This window comes from Corallibacter sp. (assembly GCF_048381695.1).
GTDB classification, from domain to species: domain Bacteria; phylum Bacteroidota; class Bacteroidia; order Flavobacteriales; family Flavobacteriaceae; genus Corallibacter; species Corallibacter vietnamensis.
In genome coordinates, this window is sequence record NZ_JBLXHI010000002.1 from 97,742 (window position 1) to 118,777 (window position 21,036).

Genomic DNA, 21,036 nt, shown 5'->3' on the forward strand with positions numbered 1-21,036 from the left:
ATTTGTTGGCAATAGCGACTTGATATGTCCCAAGTAAAAAACTACATATTTGCCATATTACTGCTTATAAGCTTTAATACTTCAGCACAAGACTCTATTCAAGATGATCCTGAAGCTATTCAAATAAGCATTGATTACCGCATTGACCAAGCGCAAAGCGACATGGACAATAGCGACTATTTTAATGCTCAAAAAAAATTAGAAGAAGCTTTAAAACTTGCTGAAAAAATAGACAACAAAAAAAGCATTGGAATCATCTATTCAAAAATTGGAAAACTTTACTATATTTTTGAAGAGCTAGATGAAGCTATAAAATCACTTATCAAAGCCAATGAAGTTCAGCGTTTTGCAAAAGATGACATAAACCTTGCTGAAACCTATAAAACATTAGGAAATGTTTATTCTAGCAAAAAAGATTTCAAACAAGCTTTAGACTATTACAAATCATCTAAATCTTTATTTGAACAAGAAGACCTTGACGAATTCGTTGCCGAAGTTCTACTCTACGAAGGAAAAACTTACATTGCCTTAAAAGACAATAGACATGCACGAATTCAACTGGACAAATCTATTGCTTTAGCCAACAGGTATGATTTAAATAAAATTTTAAGTAGTGCTTTAATAAATAAAGGCCAAGCATTAGGAAATGTAGAAAACGTTGACGAAGGCTTAAGCACAGCTACCAGAGGTCTTAATATAGCCAAGGACAATCAATTTAACAACGTATTAAACAATGGCTATCGTGTATTAAGCGACTTAAATTACAAAGCTGGAAATTATCAAAAAGCTCATGAATATTTACTTAAGCATACCGAGTTAACAGATTCTTTAATTACCTTAAAAAGAAACAATTTATCTCAAGAGAAACGCATTCAGTTTTTGATAGATAACCAAACCGAATACCAAAAGGAACAAGCCGCTGACCTAGAAGAAAAGAAAGAAGAAATAAGTTTAAGCAAGCTTACAACAATATTAAGTATTGCCTTAATAACCATACTATCATTACTAACACTATCGCTATATAAAAACAATAACATAAGGTTAAAAACCAACAATATGTTACACAAAAAAAATGGCGAATTAATTATAGCAAAAGAAAAAGCAGAATTAGCTTCAAAAACAAAAGCAAATTTTCTTTCTACAGTAACACATGAATTAAGAACGCCACTTTATGCTGTAACAGGATTAACCAGTATGTTGCTAGATGAGGACCCTAAACCTAGTCAAGTTCAACATTTAAAATCTTTAAAATTTTCTGGAGATTATTTACTCACTTTTATTAATGATATTCTTCAAATCAATAAAATAGAAGCCAACAAAGTAGAAGTTGAACCTGAAGTTTTTAATCTGAAGAAAAAAATGACGAATGTTATAGCTGCATTAAACAATTCTGCACTAGATAACAACATTCAAATTCATTTAAGCTACGACAATGATTTGCCTAAAAACTTTATGGCAGATCAACTTAAAATATCTCAAATTTTAATCAACCTAGTAGGAAATTCAATTAAGTTTACTAAAGATGGTGATATTTGGGTAAGAGCATACAAACTAGAAAAAAAGGACGATATCTATACAGTTAGATTTGAAATTGAAGACAACGGTATTGGTATCAGTCAAGAAAAACAAAAACTTCTTTTTGAAAGTTTCTCTCAAGGCTCCATACAAATAAACAGAAAGTACGGTGGTACTGGTTTAGGTTTATCTATTGTAAAAGGATTGATTGAAATTTTAAAAGGAAAAATATACCTAGAAAGTGAATTAGGTAAAGGGTCTAAATTTATTTTTGAAATTCCATTGAAATATTCAGAAGAAGTAGAAAAACAGAAAAAAGAAGAATACTTTAAAGATATTAATGAGCTTGAGTTAAGCAACATTAAGATTCTAGTTGTTGAGGATAATAAAATCAATCAAATGATTACCAAGAAAATCCTTAATAAAATGAAACTTTATTGTGAGGTTGTAGATAATGGTGAAGAAGCCGTAGACATGGTTAAAACCCAAAACTACGATGTTATTTTAATGGATATTCATATGCCAGGAATTAGCGGACTAGAAGCAACTAAAATCATTAGAACATTCAATAAAGAGATAACCATATTTGCCTTAACAGCAGTTACACTTGAAGATAAAATGCAAGAGTTTGACGAAGCTGGTTTTGATGACATTATCTCTAAACCGTTTAAGCAAGAAGACTTCGAGAAAAAACTGTACAATGCCCTAATAGATAATAACAAAACTACCTCGGCTTAACGCTTTACAAACTTTTTCACTAAAGTATCAAACTGCATTTTATCCTGCTCATTCATTTCAGTTTCAATAGGCAAATAGTATAATATATCTTTAAGAGAATCATACTGTTTAAGACGCATAAAATCTTTTTCTGTAGTAACTATACAAGATAGTTTTTCAAATGATTTAATATCATTTTCAGTAAAAGCATAATGGTCTTTAAAATTAAGGTGATTAAATTGTAACCCTTGTAACTGTAAAAAGTCTATCAACGGCTTTGGATTTGCAATACCTGTTATAAGTGTAAATGTATTTAATGTTGCTATTGGCTTTTCTACGCCATCAGAAGAAACAATATTATCGGCATATCCTATACTACTAAAAAACACTTCTTGGTGAGCTTCTGGTTTCAATCGTTTTACAATCTGCGCCTTTTCTGCTTCCTGTAATGTACTCGGACATTTTGTAACCACTATTATTTGCGCTCGCTTTGCGCCTTGTTTTGGCTCTCTTAAATCGCCTGTTGGCAACACAATATCATCACAGTATAATTTATCATAAGTAGTAAGTAAAATATATAATCCCGCTTTTACTTTTCTATGCTGAAAGGCATCATCAAGCAAAACAATTTCTGGAGTAGGACTTTGAGATTTTAATTGTTGTATTCCGTTTTGTCTATCAGAATCTACAGCTACCAAGACTGTATTTTTAAACTTACTATAAAACTGAAAAGGCTCATCTCCTAAAGTTTTAGCTGAATCTAAATGATTTGCAAGCTTAAAACCTTCGGTTTCACGTTTATATCCTCGGCTTAAAGTTGCCAGTTTATAATCATATTGTAATAATCTAATCAAGTATTCTATCATAGGCGTTTTTCCTGTACCACCAACACTTAAATTACCAACACATATCACAGGAAAATCATACGATGCAGAAGGTTTTAATCCTTTATCATATATAACATTTCTTAACCAAGTAATGGCATAATAAATAGGAACAACAGGAAATAATATATATCGTAGAAACTTCAAAATAAATTACAAATGATTATTAATTGAGTGGCAAGATAATAATTATATCATTCAAGATAACACAACTATCAAACAACATAATAGGCAAAATCTCATCTTATGTCAATGAAAAAATGTGTAGTTTTGAACAAATACATGAATGACTATGATTGTAAATGATGTTATAAATTATTTAGAAGAACTTTCACCAACAAGCTACGCTGAAGGTTTTGACAATGTTGGGTTATTGGTTGGTGATAAAAAACAAAAAATCACTGGAGTTTTAGTAACACTTGACACGCTAGAAAGTGTTGTTGACGAAGCCATAGAAACCAACTGTAATCTTATTGTAAGCTTTCACCCTATTGTTTTTAAAGGGCTGAAAAAACTTACTGGAAAAACCTATGTAGAGCGTGTTGTTATGAAAGCCATAAAACATGATATCGCGATCTATGCCATACATACAGCTTTAGACAATTCTAACAAAGGCGTTAACAATATGATATGTGAGCAACTTGGCTTAACAAACAGAGCCATTTTAATTCCGCAATCACAAACCATAAAAAAACTAGTCACGTTTGTACCTGAAAAAGAAGCCGAAACGCTTCGCGAAGCTCTTTTTAATGTTGGCGCAGGCAGTATTGGTAATTACAACAACTGTAGCTTTAATGTTAATGGCATTGGAACATTTAATGGTAATGAAAACTCTAATCCAACTATTGGGAAAAAAGGTGAAACGCAACACGAACCAGAAACGCAAATTTCGGTTACATTCCCAAAACATCTAGAAAGCATCATTTTAAAAACACTATTTAAAACGCACTCTTACGAAGAGGTTGCTTACGAAATCACTACACTTGAAAACACAAACCAGCATATTGGTATGGGCATGATAGGTGAATTAAAAAATTCGATGTCTGAAATTGATTTTTTTAAACATCTTAAAAATAAAATGCAAACAGATTGTATAAGACACTCAAAACTACTTGACAAACCTATAAAAAAAGTAGCGGTTTTAGGTGGTTCTGGCAGCTTTGCCATTCCTAATGCAAAAGCCTTAAATGCTGATATTTACATTACTGCCGATTTAAAATATCATGACTTTTTCAGTGCAGAAAACCAAATAGTTTTGGCAGATATAGGGCATTATGAAAGTGAGCAGTTCACAAAAAACCTTTTAGTAGCGTATCTTACAAAAAAAATTACTAATTTTGCAGTCGTTTTATCAAAGACCAATACCAATCCTGTAAAGTATTTTTAAAGTATGGCAAAAAAGAAAGAAGTATCTGTAGAAGAGCGTTTAAGAGCTTTATACGATTTACAACTTATCGATTCTCGTATCGATGAAATAAGAAATGTTCGCGGAGAACTTCCTTTAGAAGTTCGTGATTTAGAAGATGAAGTTGCTGGACTAAACACTAGACTAGAAAAACTTGAATCTAGTTTAGAGACTATAAACAATGATATTAGCTCAAAGAAAAATCTTATTGAAGAAGCTAAAGCATTAATTAAAAAATATAGCGAACAACAAAAAAATGTTCGTAATAACAGAGAATATAACTCTATCACTAAAGAAATAGAATTTCAAGAGTTAGAAATTCAATTAGCTGAAAAACACATTAAAGAGTTTAAAGCACAAATTGAACAAAAGAAAGAAGTTATCTCTCAAACTAAAGACCGTTTAAAAGAGCGTGAAACTCACCTTAAACACAAAAAAGGTGAATTAGATGCTATTTTAGCTGAAACTGAAAAAGAGGAGCAAGCCCTTATCAAGAAATCTGAAGATTACAAAACCTCAATAGAAGAGCGTTTAGTAGCTGCTTACACAAGAATTCGTACCAATGTTAAAAATGGTTTAGCTGTCGTACCAATTGAAAGAGGTGCTTCTGGAGGATCATTCTTTACAATTCCACCACAAGTTCAAATGGAAATTGCATCACGTAAAAAAATTATTACTGATGAGCACAGTGGTCGTATTCTAGTTGATGAAGCACTTGCTGAAGAACAAAAAGAAAAAATGGAAAAATTGTTTGCAAAACTATAATTGCAAAACTGTTATAACGCATCAAAAAGCCTTTACATTCTTGTAAGGGCTTTTTTATTTAATATAATTTTAGCATATTATCCTTAAGGTTTTACCGCTATTACCGACTACATTAAAAAATTAAACCATGCAAAAAGTCATTCCATTACTTATTATCAGTTTATTATTTAGTTGCAATAACACTGCTCAAACAAGCCCTAAACAATTAGCAATTATTAATGCCGAACCTGTTGAAGTGCCTATTCAAAAAGGTAAAGCCCGTGCTTATTTTGCAAGCGGATGCTTTTGGTGCGTTGAAGCTATTTATGAAAGCGTAAAAGGTGTAAGCGAAGTTATTTCAGGTTATTCTGGCGGTCATACAAAAAACCCAACTTATGAAGCTAGTAACACCGGACGAACAGGACATGCCGAAGCCGTTGAAGTTATCTATGACCCAAACATAGTAAGCTTTTCAACATTAGTAGACGTGTATTTTGGATCGCAAAACCCAACACAAGTTAACGGACAAGGCAATGATATAGGTTCGCAATACCGTTCTATTATTTTTTATCAAAACGATGAGCAAAAACAAATTATAGAAACAAAAAAAGCGGCATTAGCTAAAAAATTGAATGCTAAAATAGCAGCTGAAATTTATCCGTTTCAAAAGTTTTGGAAAGCCGAGGATTACCACCAAAACTATGAGCGTTTGCACCCTGAAAATTCTTACATCCAAAACGTATCTATCCCAAGAATAAATCGTTTTAAAAGAAAATTCCCAGAGCTTTTAAAGGAAAACCATTAAAACTTTTTTGCTTTTATTTCAAAAATTAACGGATACAATTTGTCTTTTGTAGCATACATACCTGATTTAGTTTTTACTAAATCAGGTAACACATCATAAGGACTCTCATCGTATTCATTTAAATATTCAATATGTAATCCTGCTTGTGCTAATGCATTAATAACCTCGCTTAAACCGTGGTTCCATCCATACTCTTTACTTATCATTTTTGAGTTTGTATCTGCATAAGTTCCTTCATACTCTTCATAAATAACCTCATCTTGCATATAACCATATTTCATAACCGGCTTATTATCTAAATAATCAAACATCCAAACAATAGGATGAAACTCAACCATATAAAAAGTACCTCCAGGTTTAAGCCGTTCAGCAATCATTTGTCCCCAAGGCTTTAAATCTGGCAACCAACCTATAACGCCATAACTTGTAAAAACAACATCAAACATGTCAGTTACGTGTTTAGAAGTATCTAAAACATTACAACACACAAATTCAGCATCTAATTGCAATTCACTATTAAGTGATTTAGCCAACTTAATACCTTCATCGCTTAAATCTACTCCTGTACATTTAGCTCCTGCTCTACTCCAACTTAATGTATCCTGACCAAAATGACACTGCAAATGCAATAGCGACTTTCCTGAAACATCTCCCAAAGCCTTCGTCTCATAAGGCATTAATGAGCTTTTTCCTTTTTTAAAAACTTCTAAATCGTACATAGTACTTTGTGAATGCGCCTTTACTTTTTCATTCCACGTAGCTTTATTTGTTTCAAAATAAGTTGTTAAATCTTTCATAATATCTAAATAATGACATCCAAAATACGAATTACAATCGTAAATAAAGTATAAAAATATCCCGCAATCTGCGTCTATATATATTCAGAAAGCGCTTTAATCAATGGTTAAAGCGCTTTTTCTTTTAAGAAAATTCAAAAAAGACCACCTAAAATTATATATATAATAAGATGTTATTCCTTACCTATAATTCTTATTTTTGTAGGAAACCGAAAAACAACACACATTGTCTGACTATAAAACCGGTCTTGATTTTGCTAAAAAACTTGACCAAAACGATCCTTTAAAAACGTATCGCGATAAATTTCTTATTCCTAAAGATAAAGATGGAAATGAGATGATTTATCTATGTGGAAACTCATTAGGACTACAACCTAAAACCACCAAATCATATATTGATCAAGAACTAAAAGATTGGGCAAATCTTGGTGTAGAAGGCCATACAGATGCAAAAAACCCATGGCTACCTTACCATGAATTTTTAACCGAAAACATGGCAAAAGTTGTTGGAGCAAAACCTATTGAAGTGGTTACAATGAACACCTTAACTGCTAATTTGCATTTTATGATGGTTTCCTTTTATAAACCAACATCAAAACGCTATAAAATAGTTATTGAAGCTGATGCTTTTCCTAGTGATAAATATGCTGTAGAGTCTCAATTACGTCATCATGGCTTTGATGATAAAGCAGGTTTAATATTATGGAAACCTAGAGAAGGTGAAGAGCTATATCATTATGAAGATTTAGAAAGCATTGTTGAGGAACATGGTGATGAGATTGCTTTAATAATGATAGGAAATACCAATTATTACACAGGACAATTTTTTGACATGAAACGCATTACGCAACTAGGTCATAAACACGGCTGTATGGTTGGTTTTGATTGTGCTCATGGCGCTGGAAATGTACAACTTAATCTTCATGATTCAGGCGCTGATTTTGCTATTTGGTGTACTTACAAATATTTAAATTCCGGACCTGGAAGTTTGGCCGGTGCTTTTGTTCATGAACGTCATGCTCATGATAAATCCCTAAACCGATTTACTGGCTGGTGGAGTCATAATAAACAAACTCGATTTAATATGCGTCATGAATTTGATGTACTACCTGGCGCTGAAGGTTGGCAATTAAGCAACCCTCCTATTTTATCATTAGCTGCCATTCGTGCTTCATTAGATATTTTTGCTGAAGTTGGCATGGAAGTGTTAACTGAAAAATCTAAAAAAATCACAGGGTATTTTGAGTTTCTTTTAAAACAATTAGGAGAAGATACTATTCGTATCATCACACCTGAAAGCCCAAAAGAGCGTGGTTGTCAGCTTTCTATTCAAGTTAAAAATGCTGATAAAAATTTACATAAAAAATTAACGGAAGCTGGTGTCATTAGTGATTGGCGTGAACCAGATGTAATTCGCTGTGCACCTGTTCCTTTATACAACAGCTATGAGGATGTGTATAAAACTGTTGAAAAACTAAAAGAACTGATATAAGTGAATGAAAACAGTCAACTCTAACATAGATAGAGAACAAATAATTCTAAAAATAACAAAGAAATCTGATATTGGTTTTTTAGAGTATCACATTTTAGGATTACTTTCTTTTGGCTTAAATCTAGGGCAAGACTCACTTACAATCACTAATAAAAAAATAGAATACATCATTAAAAACAATCTTATTAAGCGTGTGTTTTTTAATGATTTTTCAACTCTAAAATTTAATGCTATAAAAGACACTATTTCGTGCATAAACCTAGACAATAAAGAAGAATTTATTAATTTAAAAAAAATTAGATTGTCTTATCAAGAAATTCAAGAGATAAAAACAACACTTGAAAAAAACATATAGCAATTCATTAGGTATAGAAATAAAAAAATGAACAAAAAACAAAATATCATCATCATTGGCGCAGGTTTATGTGGTTCACTACTCGCTTTACGATTAGGTCAACGTGGTTACAATGTTACAGTTTATGAAATGCGTCCAGACTTACGTAAAGTAGATATATCTGCAGGTCGTTCTATAAACCTTGCTTTTTCAGATAGAGGCATCAAAGCTATGAACCTTGTAGGCATTCAAGATAAAGTAGAACCGCTTTGTATCCCTATGAATGGTCGTATGCTTCACGATATAGAAGGCAATACAACTTTGGCACCTTACAGTGGTCGCGAACACGAATATATAAACTCTATTTCTAGAGGTGAGTTAAATGCCTTACTTCTTAACGAAGCCGAGCAGCATAAAAATGTTACTATTCATTTTAATAAAAAATGTAAAGCTGTAGATTTTGAAAAAACAACAGCAACTTTTAAAGATTACGATACTAACAAAGAATTTATTGAAGATGCTGATATTATAATAGGTACTGATGGCGCTGGCTCTGCCTTACGCAAAAGCTATTATTTAGGCAAAAAGTTCCTATTTAGTTTCTCTCAAGATTACCTAACACATGGCTACAAAGAGTTAAGCATTCTTCCAGGTGAAAATGGCAGCTATAAAACCTATAAAAACGCACTTCATATTTGGGGACGTGAGTCTTTTATGCTTATCGCATTACCAAATCTTGATGGCAGCTTTACAGTAACGCTATTTTTAAGCTTTGATGAAGGTGAATATAACTTTAACAACCTAACCACAAAAGAGCGCGTATTAGAGTTCTTTGAAAAATATTTTAAAGACGCATTAGAACTTATGCCAAACCTTGTTGACGATTTCTTTGAGAATCCAACAGCACCTCTTGGCACTGTAAAATGTTCTCCTTGGCATTATAAAGGAAATACGCTTTTAATGGGAGATGCAGCTCATGCTATTGTACCTTTTTACGGACAAGGTATGAATGCTTCTTTTGAAGATGTAGTAGAATTTGATAAAATATTAGATCAAGAGCATGATGATTGGGAAGCTGTTTTTAAAGCCTATGAGACTTCTAGAAAACAAGATACAGACGCCATAGCTGATTTAGCCATTGATAACTTTCACGAAATGAAAGGCCATGTAAATCATGCTAATTTTAGAGAAAAACGCAGTTTAGAAATGGCTTTAGAAAAAGAGTTTCCACATGACTATTCTTCAAAATATTCGCTAGTAACCTTTAACGAAGATGTTGGTTATAGAGAAGCTATGCTAAAAGGTCGCGCTCAAGACAAAGCGATTCTAAATATGTTAGCTGATGGAAAACTAAACATAAACGACGATTTAAAATTAAATTTAGAAAAAGTAAAAACTGAAACCGAAAACATCCTTGAAGATGACAGGATTGCTGGTTTGAAATCATAATTATGAACGCAGGAACTAATGTAACACCAAGAGGCGCTTACCCACATGTAAAAGTTGTGGGCGATTTTATTTTTGTATCTGGAACAAGCTCCAGAAAAGCTGATAACACTATTGCTGGTGTCGAGTTAATAGACGAAATGAACACCAAAGTGCTAGACATTGAAGTGCAAACCAGAGAGGTTTTAAAAAATATTGACAAAAATCTTAAAACTGTAGGCGCTAGTCTTAAAGATGTTGTAGACGTTACAACCTTTTTAGTAAACATGAATGATTTTGCTGGTTATAACAAAGCTTATGCTGATTTTTTTGAGAAAGCAACAGGGCCTACTCGTACTACAGTTGCCGTACACCAATTACCTCATCCGGACTTATTGGTTGAGATTAAGGTAATGGCATATAAGAAAAACGTATAGACTTGTCATTCCGTACTTAATGCGGAATCAATTTCAGAAGAACAAAAATGGAAAACATCAAAAACTACATAAACGGAAATTTTCACAATCCAATATCAAATGATTGGATAGATAATTACAACCCATCAAATGGTAACGTTTATGGACAAATCCCTAATTCTTCAAAAGACGATGTTGAAAATGCTTATATAGCCGCAAAGTCTGCTTTTCCTAGCTGGTCTCAAACCACTTTAGAAGAACGTAGTCGCATACTCCTTAAAATCTCTGAAGGCATTGAAGCTCATTTAGATGAGCTAGCACAAGCAGAAAGCAAAGACAATGGCAAACCTATCAGTCTTGCAAAAGCTATAGATATCCCAAGAGCATCTAGTAACTTTCGCTTTTTTGGAAATGCAATCACTCAATTTGCTAGCGAAAGCCATGAAAGTGCAGGACAAAATGCTATAAATTATACATTACGCCAACCTATTGGCGTTGTAGGTTGTATTTCGCCATGGAATCTGCCACTATATCTATTTACTTGGAAAATCGTTCCTGCGCTAGCCGCTGGAAATTGCGTAGTTGCTAAACCAAGTGAAGTCACTCCTATGACGGCTTATTTATTAGGCAAAATTTGTAATGATGCCGGCTTACCAAAAGGCGTATTAAACATCGTTCATGGTTTAGGTACTACCACAGGACAAGCCATAATAGAACATCCAGACATCAAGGCTATTTCGTTTACAGGAGGCACTGCAACAGGAGCTCATATTGCTAAAGTAGCAGCTCCTATGTTTAAAAAACTGTCGTTGGAGCTAGGTGGAAAAAACCCAAACATCATTTTTGCAGATTGTGATTATGAAGATATGCTAGCCACATCTGTTCGTTCATCTTTTGCTAACCAAGGACAAATCTGCTTATGTGGAAGTAGAATTTTTGTAGAACAAGCTATTTATGAAAAATTTAAAGTAGATTTTGTAGAGAAAGTAAAACAACTTAAAGTAGGACATCCTTCTGAAAGCACAACTAATATCGGAGCTTTAGTCTCAAAACCTCATCTTGAAAAAGTAAGAAGCTACATTGATATTGCAAAAAAAGAAGGCGGCACTGTTTTATGCGGAGGAAACGAGGTTACTGTTTCAGGTTACGAAAATGGCTACTATTTAGAGCCTACTGTTATAGAAGTCACATCAGATGAATGTCGTGTAAACCAAGAAGAAATTTTTGGACCTATAGTAACCATTATGCCTTTTAAAACAGAAGACGAAGTCTTACAAATGGCTAACAAAGTAAAGTATGGCTTATCTGCAACTTTATGGACTAACAACTTAAAACGTACTATGCGTTTAAGTAGTCAAATACACGCAGGAATAGTTTGGGTAAACACATGGTTAATGCGTGATTTAAGAACACCTTTTGGTGGCGTAAAAGCAAGTGGCGTAGGTCGTGAAGGCGGATTTGAAGCCTTACGATTTTTTACTGAACCTAAAAATGTATGCATTAAATATTAAGTCATAAAAAACACTTAAAACAAAAACAACTTAAACAATTATGAATCTAAATATAAACAACAAAAACGCACTTGTTTGTGGTAGTACTGCTGGAATTGGAAAAGCCACTGCTTTATCATTGGCAAACGAGGGCGCTAATGTTACCCTGATTGCAAGAAATGAAGACAAATTAAAAGCTGTTTTAGCCGAGCTACCAAGTCATAGAAACCACAGTTATATAGTAGCTGATTTTTCAAACCCTGAAGATTTACAAGAAAAAATCACTGATTTTATCACTAAAAACCATGGGTTTCATATTTTAGTAAACAACACAGGTGGTCCTGCTGGTGGTCCAGTTTTTAACGCCAAACTTGAAGAATTTGAAAATGCTTTTACACAACATTTAAAGTGCAACCACGTATTAGCGCAAGCTGTTGTTCCTTATATGAAAGCTGAAGGTTTTGGGCGTATAATTAATGTTATTTCTACATCAGTAAAGCAACCACTTGACGGACTTGGCGTAAGCAACACAATTCGTGGTGCTGTAGCAAACTGGAGTAAAACGCTTGCAAATGAGCTAGGACAATTTGGTATTACCGTAAACAATGTACTTCCTGGAGCAACGGGCACTGAACGTTTAACAGAAATTATAAAAAACAAATCTGCTAAAACAGGTAATAGTGAAGAAGAATCTGCTAATGCAATGAAACAAGCGGTTCCTGCAAAACGTTTTGCCAAGCCTGAAGAGTTAGCATATGCTATTACATTTTTAGCGAGTGAATGTGCCAGCTACATTAACGGAATTAATCTTCCTGTTGATGGCGGTCGTACAAAATCTTTGTAACTTTATAAAAAATCTGCGTGAGGGATTGAAGCTAGCTACCATGTAGCGCGTAAAGCCCGACCCTGAAAGGGGCACGCCAAAAAAACAATAATATGAGCAATTTAGTATCTCCTTTAAATTTTAAGCAATGGATTGAAGAAAATAGACATTTGCTTAAACCGCCAGTTGGCAATAAATGTGTATGGCCTAATGGTGATTATATTGTAATGGTTGTTGGTGGCCCAAATAGCCGAAAGGATTATCACTATAATGAAACTCCAGAATTTTTCTATCAAGTTGAAGGTGATATGGTTCTTAAAATTATGAACAACGGTAAACCTAAAGATGTTCATATTAAGGAAGGTGATATTTACTTATTACCACCTAAAGTGCCGCACTCTCCTCAACGAAAAGCTGATACAGTAGGACTTGTTATAGAATATCCGCGTGATGAAGGCGTGAACGATGCTTTAGAATGGTATTGTGAAAGTTGTAACTCATTATTATATCGCGAAGAATTTCCATTAGATAATATAGAAACCGATATGCCTGTAATTTTTGACAAATATTACAGTGATGAAGAAAAACGTACGTGCAATAATTGTGGACACATAATGCAACCACCAAAAAAATAAGCTACTAACCTTAAAAGATTTCTACTTTTTTTAGAAAACGCTATGGAACAAAAACGCAAACTACGTATTAACGGTCATTCTCACTTATTACCATATCCAGAAGAAATACCACAGTTTATGAAAGACAAAGGTATTTTTTGGGTTGACAAAGACCGAAAATTCATGCTTCAAAAAGATTGGAACCGCCCTATAACCGATTCTAGCTTCTTTTTAAATGAAAAGCTAGCTTGGATGGAGCGTTTTAAAATAGATCATGCTGTGGTTTTAAACCTTTCGCAGTTGTATGGTAATGGTTTGCGTGTAGAAGAAATGAAACAAGCCTTGCGTTTTCAAAATGATTTTAATGCTAAAATACAGCATGAAAACCCTAATAAATTTACGTCTGGGTTTGTGGTGCATCCTGGTTTTGTTCGTGGTGCTTGTTGGGAGATTGAACGCTGTGTAGAAGAATTAGGTTTACAGTTACTTTGCTTACCTACGCACTACATGGATACCATAGGCACGTGGCGCTGTATTTTTGATGAAGAAAATGAGCCTATTTTTGAATTGGCTAACAAATACAATTTGGCCGTAGAAATTCATCCTTATGATGGTGAAAAATTCATCAAATTAGAAAACACATCATGGCGTTTTCACTTAATCTGGATGTTGGCTCAATGTGCAGATGCTTATCACTTTTTAACCTTAAACGGATATCAAGATAAATACCCTAATATGCGTACGTGTTTTGCACATGGTGGACAACTAGCACAAATTAATTTAGGTCGTCGTATTCAAGGTTTTGATGGGCGTCCAGATTTATTTGAAGGTAAAAGCCATCCTAGAAAAGCCGTGGCGCATCCTAACATCTTTTTTGACACATTGGTTCATGATACTGGAGGTTTGCAATTACTAATAAAAAATCAAACATCAAAACAAGTTTTAATGGGACTTGATGATCCTTATCCTCTAGGAGAAATGGAAAGTGCTAAACAATCATCATACCCAGGTAAAATTTTGGATTTGGCTATAGAACGCAATATTATTAATGAAAATGAGCGTGATGCTATTTGGGAAGATAATGTGATACAATGGCTTTGTGGTAATGATGAAGCAGCTAAACAAAAACTTATAAATAGAATTTTAGGCTAATGCATTTTTTATCTGACGAACTAGACAATTACGTTGTTGCACATTCTGAAAACGAACCAGAGTTACTACAACAGTTAACCCGCGAAACGTATCAAAAAATATTACAGCCTCGCATGTTAAGCGGGCATTATCAAGGACGTGTTTTAAGTATCATTTCTAAATTAATAAACCCTAAAAACATATTAGAAATAGGCACTTACACAGGATATTCTGCACTATGTCTTGCCGAAGGTATGCAACGTGATGGCGAGCTACATACTATAGATATTAATGAGGAGTTGGTAGATTTTCAACGTAGTTATTTTGACAAATCTGATTATGGGCATCAAATACATCAACATCTAGGTAGTGCTTTAGATATTATTCCTGAATTAGATAAAACGTTTGATTTGGTTTTTATTGATGCCGATAAGCCTAACTATGTGAATTATTTTCATGTTATTATTGACAAACTAAATACAGGTGGCGTTATTTTATCTGATAATGTTTTATGGAGTGGAAAAATACTAGATAAGGTAAAAAAGGATGACACATCTACCCAAACTCTTTTAGACTACAATAAATTACTTAAAGAAGATACTCGAATTGAGACTGTACTATTACCTATTCGTGATGGCTTGACTATAAGCCGAAAAGTGTAGGTTTAAATTTATTAGGTATACTTAAATTAAAGTAACGGCGTTTATTGAAAAACTTACATTTTTCTTCGAACAGAACCTGTAAACTCCTCTAAATCGTCTTTTACTTTATTTAATTCGTCTTGAATGTCTTTTGTTACGCTAGTATCAATACCACTATTTTCAGCACTCTTTGTAATTTCAGACTTTATGTCGTTTGAGGCATCACGAAGCATACGCATGCCTTTTCCTAATCCTCTGGCTATTTCAGGGATTTTATCAGCACCAAACACCATAACTACTATAAATAGTATAAACATGACTTCGGTGGTTCCTATAAACAGATATATCATTTGTGGTATCACTGTGCAAATATAGTGAGTTGTTTAATGAGAATAAAAAAAGCCAACTAGAAAGTTGGCTTTTTAAATGATATTTAACGGTTATTAGTTTTTAACACCATTTTTAAACTCATCAAATTTGCTTTGTTGTGCTTCTTTTGGCCAAGAGTTATTAGATGTATCTACATCGGCTGTTTCTAAATTAGGATCTACTGTTATTTTAACAATTTCCTTATCAGAAGCGACAGCTTTAGAAACTTCTTTATCGTTTAGTCTCCAAATTTGAGCTGGATACTTTTCTGTTTTAGAAGTTCCATCTGCATAAGTATACTCTACAATTATAGGCATTACTAAACCACCTGGCTTTTCAAAAGTAACATTATAAAAATAGTTAGGCTCTTTTAAGTTTTTACGCTCTTCGGCAGTAAAATTATCCATCACATACTCTTTAAGTGTTGGTGATTTTTCCAGAAGCGTTCCTTTTTTCATGCTTTCTTTAAACTCATCACTTCCTTCTTCTACCATATAAACTAGCGGTGGTAAATCACTCATTTTCATACCACGCTTTTTAACCATTTCTTTAACTTCTTCATTAGGTTCAGATGATACGTAATATTTTTTCACCTCTTTAACACCTATATCAACATAGTCTGTTGTGTAGAACCAACCTCTCCAAAACCAATCTAAATCAAATGCAGATGCATCTTCCATTGTTCTAAAGAAATCTTCTGGTGTTGGGTGTTTAAACATCCAGCGTTGTGCATACTCTCTAAAAGCATAATCAAACAATTCTGGTCCCATTACAGTTTCTCTTAAAATATTTAATGCTGTTCCTGGCTTACCATAAGCATTGTTACCAAACTGATATGTGTTTAAGCCTTTTGTCATTATTGGAGCTATGTAATCTTGATCTCCACCCATGTAAGGAACAATTTTAGCCGCAGGTCCACGACGTGATGGATACGTTTCATCTCCTTCTGATAATGCTGCTGGATACCATTTTCCAAAATCTTGTTCTGCTACATATTGAACAAATGTATTTAATCCTTCATCCATCCATGTCCATTGACGCTCATCACTATTTACAATCATTGGAAAGAAGTTATGTCCTACTTCATGAATAATTACGCTAATCATTCCGTATTTTATTCTGTCGCTATATTTTCCGTTTTCGTCAGGACGACCATAGTTAAAACAAATCATTGGATACTCCATACCTTGCTGCTTTGCGTGAACAGAAATAGCTTTATGATAAGGGTAATCAAACGTCATTCTAGAATATGATTTTAAAGTACTTGCAACAGCATACGTAGACCATTCTTCCCATAGTGGGTTTCCTTCTTTAGGATACATAGATACTGCCATAACGTCTTTATCTCCTATTTTTACAGCCATCATATCCCAAATGTATTTTCTTGATGATGCAAATCCAAAATCACGAACATTTTCAGCGTAAAACTTCCATGTTTTTGTGTCATTAGAAAATCCTTTTTCTGCTTTTTCTGCTTCTTTTTGAGTAACAATCATCACAGGTTTATCGTAAGATTTTTTGGCTTTTTCATAACGCTTCATCATCTCACTAGAAAAAACATCTTTACGGTTAGTAAGTTGTCCTGTTGCATCAAGAATATGATCTGCTGGTACAGTAATATTTACTTCAAAATTACCAAATGGTAATGCAAATTCATCACGTCCCCAAAATTGAGAGTTTTGCCATCCTTCTACATCATTATATACAGCCATTCTTGGATAGAACTGTGCTATAATATAGTTTCTATTGCCATCTTTTGGAAAGTATTCATAACCTGAACGACCACCCATGTTTACGTAATCGTTAATGTTATACCACCACTTTATAGAAAATGAAAACTTTTCTCCGGTTTTAATTGGTTTAGGCAACTCAACACGCATCATAGTGCGGTTTATCATGTGCGGTAAAGCTTTACCATTAGTATCTGTTACTGCTTCAATTTTAAAACCTCCGTCAAAACCATCAGACATATAACTAGATGTAAAACTACCTAATTGTTGTGCTGGCGCAACTCCACTACCTTGAATTAATGGTGTTTGAGAGTCTTTAGCACGCATATTTTGATCTAACTGTACCCAAAGGTATTTTAGTTGATCTGGAGAATTATTGGTATAAGTTATCGTTTCAAAACCAGATATTTTGGCATTCTTATCATCTAGATTGATATCCATTTTATAATCTGCTTGTTGCTGATAATAAGCTGGTCCTGGTGCTCCAGAAGCCGTTCTGAACATGTTTGGTGTAGAAAACTCATCATACAATTGCTTAAACTTGTTGTTGTTTGTATGACCTGGCTTACGCTCTGGCTTTTCTTGATCTTGTTCTTGGGCAAACATTCCTGCCGACACAAACAAAACCGAAAGAAAAAGATACTTTACTTTTTTCATAGTGATATTTAGTTACAAAAAATTAGGTTGAAAATTAACGATTTTTTAAGATTTTGTAGTTTTTTTATTTAAAGTTTAACAAACCTTTATCATTTTCTTTTATGAGTACAAAACTCTTGTTTTTACCGTTAATTTTGGTTCTTATTATGTTTTGCTGATCGTCAAACAAGTCATACAAAACATGATTTTTTATTTCAAAAGTTTTTATAGCAGACACTTGAGTTATCTCAAGGTAGCAATACATGATATCGTTTTCATATTCTTTACCAATAAACTCTAGTGCTACTTCAGCCCCATTTATATGTATTTGAATTTTTTCTTTTAAATACTTCTCAATATAATATTGGGCATTTTTTGCCTCATTATTTTTTGAAAGTGTTATTGTCTCATCATAACGCTCGCGAAGTAATCTTTCAAAATCATCAATAAATATTCTTGATATCAATTGAACTGATTTTTGCTCTTTCACATATTCTATTTGTGTGATACTCACGTAATACTTGTGAGAAGATGTAAATGCAAAACAGGCTAAAAAGGACACTGTTAAGAAAATTTTTATTGCTTTCATAATTATTTATAATGCTGTAAAAATACGTTATATGATAATTAAAAAAGCAACAGCTGGTGTTAATTGTTTTCTTAATCCTTCAAATTTTGTTTATACTCTTCAAGTTTCTCAACAAGAAATTCTAATATCAAAATATCGTTTTTGTCACTACAGCGTTCAAGGAAATTTTCATCTTCAGAGACAAAATAAAAATAGTCCATAATGTGATCTTCATCTAATGTGTAGGAACTAAACAAATCGTCTTCTAATCTAGATTTGATACGGTACATTAAGATTTCTTTTTTCTCTAACTCAACATACAGTTTTAGTTTTTTTGTACGTCCAGTTATGGCGTTTATGATTGGGTTAAGCGGAATAATACCGCCTCCAGATGTTGCCTCCTGAAGTAACCGCTGAGCTTGTGTTTTAGGCTTACCTTGATAACTAGGAATACCTAAAGATTTGGCAGTAACAGGCGTTCCTTCTACATTTTGAATATCCATTAGCATATCTCCTGAAAGTACTTTCCCTACAACAACTTCATCTAGATTGTTTACAGAAGGTTCTAGTGCTACCACTATGGTTTTTTGTTCTATCATAGTGTCATCAACTACAAAAGATTCTAATTTGTGCTGAATTGAAGAAACAACTAACGTATCATAGCGTTTTACCGCAATATTAAACTCACCCAACTCATTAGTAATTGCATATTTCTTTGAAGTTTTATTTACCACATGAATGTTTTCTACATCTAAATTTGTAAGTACTTTACCATGTAAATCAATAGTTTGCGCGTATGAAAATTTCATACTTAAAAAAACAAGTAGTAAAAATATAAGTGAAAATTGTTTCATTGACCTTTCTGATTTAGGTTAGTTTTAAAAACATGTAATCGCTCTTCTAAATAAGATAAAACTTCTACATCGGTTTTTCCTTTAGTACGACTTAAAAAATCTGCTTCTTCAGAAACGAAAAAAAAGAATTCCATAACCTTATTTTCATTGAGAGTATTGGTAGCAAACAAATCTTTAGATAATCGTGATTTAATACGATACATAATAATTTCTCTCTCTTCTAAAACAACGCGATTTTTCAACTTTTTTGTACGACCTGATATAGCGTTTAAAATAGGCTGAATAGATACTGTAACACCTAATCCTCCTAAAGAACCTCCTAACTTTGGATTAAAATCTGCTGCTTCAGATAGTAGACGTTGCGATTGCGTTTTGGGCTTACCTTGATAACTTGGAATACCTAATGATTTTGACGTAACCGGTTCGCCATCTACATTTCCAACATCTAAAAGCATATTACCTGTGAGTACTTTACCTACAACAACCTCATCTAAATTATTTAACAGTGGTTCTAAAGCTATAACTAGTGTTTTTTCTAACATCATAGTTTCATCAACAGAAAATGATTTTAATTCATGCTGAACAGAAGAGATAACAAGTGTATCATTAAGTTTTACGGTGATATTAAATACGCCCAACTTATTTGTAATGGCATATTTTTTTAAAGTTTTATTGTAAACATGAATGTTCTCTGCATCTAGACTTGTTAGCACTTTTCCTTGTAGCTCTATGGTTTGAGCTTGAAAAAATTGCAAACTAAATAAGCAAATAATAAAACTAATTTTTTGCATCTGTTTGTTTTAAAAATGATTTACTTTTTTGCAATAAAAACTCCATTAACTCCAACTCATTTTCCTTGTTTAATAGTTTAACATTAAATCCATTTTTATAAATATAATCATAAAACGCTTGAATCTTATCTGATGGAATCTTAAAGTTTTCTTGAATATATTCTGAAGAGTATTTTTGAGATAAATCATATGTTTTTCTTTCTTGCTCAGCGTCAAGCTCTTCATAACTTGGTCTTCTTCTACGTTTATTTAACCACCTATTTATTCCGAGTATTTCAGCAAAATTTATCCCATTATAAAATTGTCCTTGCCTAGTTATTGTATTATCGGCTTTTGTAAGATGATCTATAGGAAACTCATATTTTTTAATATCTCCAAAATCCATAACTATAGGGCTGATAAGCTTTACGCTATCAACATCTACTTCTAGGCTTCCTGTTAACCCTGATGGTAAAATAAGCACCTCATCAAGCGCGTTTATTTGTTCTGTCAAAAAAACAGCTAGTTTTTTTGAGGCTATAATCTCATCATCAATTATAACAGTCACGGTTTTAAATTGCAATGCTGAAATTTGTATTCTATCATGCAAAGCCACTTTTAGCTTAAAATTTCCGTTTTCGTCAGCAAATGTTCCTTTATTAGATGATGAGTTGAACACAGTAACGCTTTCAACTTCATTTGCTTTTGCTATAATTTTACCTTCAATTTCAATTCGACTAACATTTTGAGAATAAAAAGACCATGTAATAGCACTAAAAAAAATAAAGAGTAATTTTGGTTTCAAGTTAGTTTTTTTTGGTGTGATAAAGTAACGTTTTCAAATCTTAAAGAAATTCCAATACGAACACAAACTTT

21 protein-coding genes are annotated in these 21,036 nt (G+C 33.1%); 13 read left to right on the forward strand and 8 right to left on the reverse strand.

Features of this window, described 5'->3' with window-relative positions:
* Positions 1-24: 24 nt before the first annotated feature.
* On the forward strand, positions 25-2,253 hold the full coding sequence (locus ACN5J3_RS04235; protein WP_418510885.1) for an ATP-binding protein: 2,229 nt from the start codon (positions 25-27) through the stop codon (positions 2,251-2,253).
* Here ACN5J3_RS04235 and lpxK read toward each other — a convergent pair.
* A complete protein-coding gene (gene lpxK / locus ACN5J3_RS04240) occupies positions 2,250-3,263 on the reverse strand; it encodes a tetraacyldisaccharide 4'-kinase (protein ID WP_418510886.1) in 1,014 nt (337 codons plus the stop codon). The genes ACN5J3_RS04235 and lpxK overlap by 4 nt on opposite strands.
* Before the next feature lie 145 nt (positions 3,264-3,408).
* Here lpxK and ACN5J3_RS04245 point away from each other — a divergent pair, with 145 nt between their 5' ends.
* From ACN5J3_RS04245 to msrA, 3 genes are all read left to right on the forward strand, one after another.
* A complete protein-coding gene (locus tag ACN5J3_RS04245) occupies positions 3,409-4,503 on the forward strand; it encodes a Nif3-like dinuclear metal center hexameric protein (RefSeq protein WP_418511153.1) in 1,095 nt (364 codons plus the stop codon).
* A 3-nt stretch (positions 4,504-4,506) separates the two neighbouring features.
* On the forward strand, positions 4,507-5,286 hold the full coding sequence (locus ACN5J3_RS04250) for a zinc ribbon domain-containing protein (RefSeq protein WP_417290258.1): 780 nt from the start codon (positions 4,507-4,509) through the stop codon (positions 5,284-5,286).
* A gap of 127 nt (positions 5,287-5,413) precedes the next feature.
* Positions 5,414-6,070 (forward strand): peptide-methionine (S)-S-oxide reductase MsrA, encoded by a 657-nt coding sequence (gene msrA, locus ACN5J3_RS04255; protein ID WP_418508420.1) that lies wholly within the window; start codon positions 5,414-5,416, stop codon positions 6,068-6,070.
* Here msrA and ACN5J3_RS04260 read toward each other — a convergent pair.
* Positions 6,067-6,867, reverse strand: coding sequence for a class I SAM-dependent methyltransferase (locus tag ACN5J3_RS04260; RefSeq protein ID WP_418508421.1), 801 nt, complete (start codon positions 6,865-6,867; stop codon positions 6,067-6,069). The two genes, msrA and ACN5J3_RS04260, sit on opposite strands and share 4 nt — an antisense overlap.
* 226 nt (positions 6,868-7,093) lie before the next feature.
* Here ACN5J3_RS04260 and kynU point away from each other — a divergent pair, with 226 nt between their 5' ends.
* The 9 genes from kynU (at position 7,094) to ACN5J3_RS04305 (ending at position 15,254) form a co-directional block, all read left to right on the forward strand.
* Positions 7,094-8,359 carry a kynureninase gene (gene kynU / locus ACN5J3_RS04265; RefSeq protein ID WP_418510887.1) on the forward strand — a complete coding sequence of 422 codons (1,266 nt, stop codon included), beginning with the start codon at positions 7,094-7,096 and terminating at the stop codon, positions 8,357-8,359.
* A 4-nt stretch (positions 8,360-8,363) separates the two neighbouring features.
* Entirely contained in the window at positions 8,364-8,714 is a 351-nt protein-coding gene (locus tag ACN5J3_RS04270; protein WP_418510888.1) for a hypothetical protein, read from the forward strand.
* A gap of 27 nt (positions 8,715-8,741) precedes the next feature.
* A complete protein-coding gene (locus ACN5J3_RS04275; protein ID WP_418510889.1) occupies positions 8,742-10,142 on the forward strand; it encodes an FAD-dependent oxidoreductase in 1,401 nt (466 codons plus the stop codon).
* A gap of 2 nt (positions 10,143-10,144) precedes the next feature.
* Positions 10,145-10,555: a RidA family protein gene (locus ACN5J3_RS04280; RefSeq protein WP_418510890.1), complete on the forward strand. Its 411-nt coding sequence runs from the start codon at positions 10,145-10,147 to the stop codon at positions 10,553-10,555.
* Positions 10,556-10,602: 47 nt separating this feature from the next.
* Positions 10,603-12,045 carry an aldehyde dehydrogenase gene (locus ACN5J3_RS04285; protein WP_418510891.1) on the forward strand — a complete coding sequence of 481 codons (1,443 nt, stop codon included), beginning with the start codon at positions 10,603-10,605 and terminating at the stop codon, positions 12,043-12,045.
* 40 nt (positions 12,046-12,085) lie between these two features.
* Entirely contained in the window at positions 12,086-12,868 is a 783-nt protein-coding gene (locus ACN5J3_RS04290; RefSeq protein ID WP_417290266.1) for an SDR family oxidoreductase, read from the forward strand.
* 92 nt (positions 12,869-12,960) lie between these two features.
* Entirely contained in the window at positions 12,961-13,482 is a 522-nt protein-coding gene (locus tag ACN5J3_RS04295; RefSeq protein WP_418510892.1) for a 3-hydroxyanthranilate 3,4-dioxygenase, read from the forward strand.
* Positions 13,483-13,524: 42 nt separating this feature from the next.
* Complete coding sequence (locus ACN5J3_RS04300) at positions 13,525-14,613, forward strand: amidohydrolase family protein (RefSeq protein WP_418508426.1); 1,089 nt, start codon at positions 13,525-13,527, stop codon at positions 14,611-14,613.
* Positions 14,613-15,254 (forward strand): O-methyltransferase, encoded by a 642-nt coding sequence (locus tag ACN5J3_RS04305; RefSeq protein ID WP_417290269.1) that lies wholly within the window; start codon positions 14,613-14,615, stop codon positions 15,252-15,254. Before ACN5J3_RS04300 ends, ACN5J3_RS04305 begins: the two co-directional genes overlap by 1 nt.
* 53 nt (positions 15,255-15,307) lie before the next feature.
* On the opposite strand, the gene ACN5J3_RS04310 is transcribed toward ACN5J3_RS04305, so the two are convergent.
* From ACN5J3_RS04310 to ACN5J3_RS04335, 6 genes are all read right to left on the reverse strand, one after another.
* Positions 15,308-15,583, reverse strand: a complete 276-nt coding sequence (locus tag ACN5J3_RS04310) for a Sec-independent protein translocase subunit TatA/TatB (protein WP_344725981.1) — start codon at positions 15,581-15,583, stop codon at positions 15,308-15,310.
* 93 nt (positions 15,584-15,676) lie between these two features.
* The gene (locus ACN5J3_RS04315) at positions 15,677-17,989 is read right to left on the reverse strand and encodes a M1 family metallopeptidase (protein ID WP_417290270.1); all 2,313 of its coding nucleotides are present in this window, start codon (positions 17,987-17,989) and stop codon (positions 15,677-15,679) included.
* Positions 17,990-18,053: 64 nt separating this feature from the next.
* Positions 18,054-18,557 (reverse strand): DUF6702 family protein, encoded by a 504-nt coding sequence (locus ACN5J3_RS04320; RefSeq protein ID WP_418510893.1) that lies wholly within the window; start codon positions 18,555-18,557, stop codon positions 18,054-18,056.
* A 71-nt stretch (positions 18,558-18,628) separates the two neighbouring features.
* On the reverse strand, positions 18,629-19,345 hold the full coding sequence (locus ACN5J3_RS04325; RefSeq protein WP_418508427.1) for a hypothetical protein: 717 nt from the start codon (positions 19,343-19,345) through the stop codon (positions 18,629-18,631).
* Positions 19,346-19,386: 41 nt separating this feature from the next.
* Positions 19,387-20,181 carry a hypothetical protein gene (locus ACN5J3_RS04330; RefSeq protein ID WP_418510894.1) on the reverse strand — a complete coding sequence of 265 codons (795 nt, stop codon included), beginning with the start codon at positions 20,179-20,181 and terminating at the stop codon, positions 19,387-19,389.
* On the reverse strand, positions 20,168-20,965 hold the full coding sequence (locus ACN5J3_RS04335) for a carboxypeptidase-like regulatory domain-containing protein (protein ID WP_418510895.1): 798 nt from the start codon (positions 20,963-20,965) through the stop codon (positions 20,168-20,170). Before ACN5J3_RS04335 ends, ACN5J3_RS04330 begins: the two co-directional genes overlap by 14 nt.
* Positions 20,966-21,036: the final 71 nt, after the last annotated feature.

Bases quoted from the DNA above. Each gene is read 5' to 3' on its own strand.
- ACN5J3_RS04235 (WP_418510885.1), top strand. From the start codon at position 25: ATGTCCCAAGTAAAAAACTACATATTTGCCATATTACTGCTTATAAGC.
- ACN5J3_RS04245 (WP_418511153.1), top strand. From the start codon at position 3,409: ATGATTGTAAATGATGTTATAAATTATTTAGAAGAACTTTCACCAACA.
- ACN5J3_RS04250 (WP_417290258.1), top strand. From the start codon at position 4,507: ATGGCAAAAAAGAAAGAAGTATCTGTAGAAGAGCGTTTAAGAGCTTTA.
- msrA (WP_418508420.1), top strand. From the start codon at position 5,414: ATGCAAAAAGTCATTCCATTACTTATTATCAGTTTATTATTTAGTTGC.
- ACN5J3_RS04260 (WP_418508421.1), bottom strand. From the start codon at position 6,867: ATGAAAGATTTAACAACTTATTTTGAAACAAATAAAGCTACGTGGAAT.
- ACN5J3_RS04270 (WP_418510888.1), top strand. From the start codon at position 8,364: ATGAAAACAGTCAACTCTAACATAGATAGAGAACAAATAATTCTAAAA.
- ACN5J3_RS04275 (WP_418510889.1), top strand. From the start codon at position 8,742: ATGAACAAAAAACAAAATATCATCATCATTGGCGCAGGTTTATGTGGT.
- ACN5J3_RS04280 (WP_418510890.1), top strand. From the start codon at position 10,145: ATGAACGCAGGAACTAATGTAACACCAAGAGGCGCTTACCCACATGTA.
- ACN5J3_RS04285 (WP_418510891.1), top strand. From the start codon at position 10,603: ATGGAAAACATCAAAAACTACATAAACGGAAATTTTCACAATCCAATA.
- ACN5J3_RS04290 (WP_417290266.1), top strand. From the start codon at position 12,086: ATGAATCTAAATATAAACAACAAAAACGCACTTGTTTGTGGTAGTACT.
- ACN5J3_RS04295 (WP_418510892.1), top strand. From the start codon at position 12,961: ATGAGCAATTTAGTATCTCCTTTAAATTTTAAGCAATGGATTGAAGAA.
- ACN5J3_RS04300 (WP_418508426.1), top strand. From the start codon at position 13,525: ATGGAACAAAAACGCAAACTACGTATTAACGGTCATTCTCACTTATTA.
- ACN5J3_RS04305 (WP_417290269.1), top strand. From the start codon at position 14,613: ATGCATTTTTTATCTGACGAACTAGACAATTACGTTGTTGCACATTCT.
- ACN5J3_RS04310 (WP_344725981.1), bottom strand. From the start codon at position 15,583: ATGATATATCTGTTTATAGGAACCACCGAAGTCATGTTTATACTATTT.
- ACN5J3_RS04315 (WP_417290270.1), bottom strand. From the start codon at position 17,989: ATGAAAAAAGTAAAGTATCTTTTTCTTTCGGTTTTGTTTGTGTCGGCA.
- ACN5J3_RS04320 (WP_418510893.1), bottom strand. From the start codon at position 18,557: ATGAAAGCAATAAAAATTTTCTTAACAGTGTCCTTTTTAGCCTGTTTT.
- ACN5J3_RS04325 (WP_418508427.1), bottom strand. From the start codon at position 19,345: ATGAAATTTTCATACGCGCAAACTATTGATTTACATGGTAAAGTACTT.
- ACN5J3_RS04330 (WP_418510894.1), bottom strand. From the start codon at position 20,181: ATGCAAAAAATTAGTTTTATTATTTGCTTATTTAGTTTGCAATTTTTT.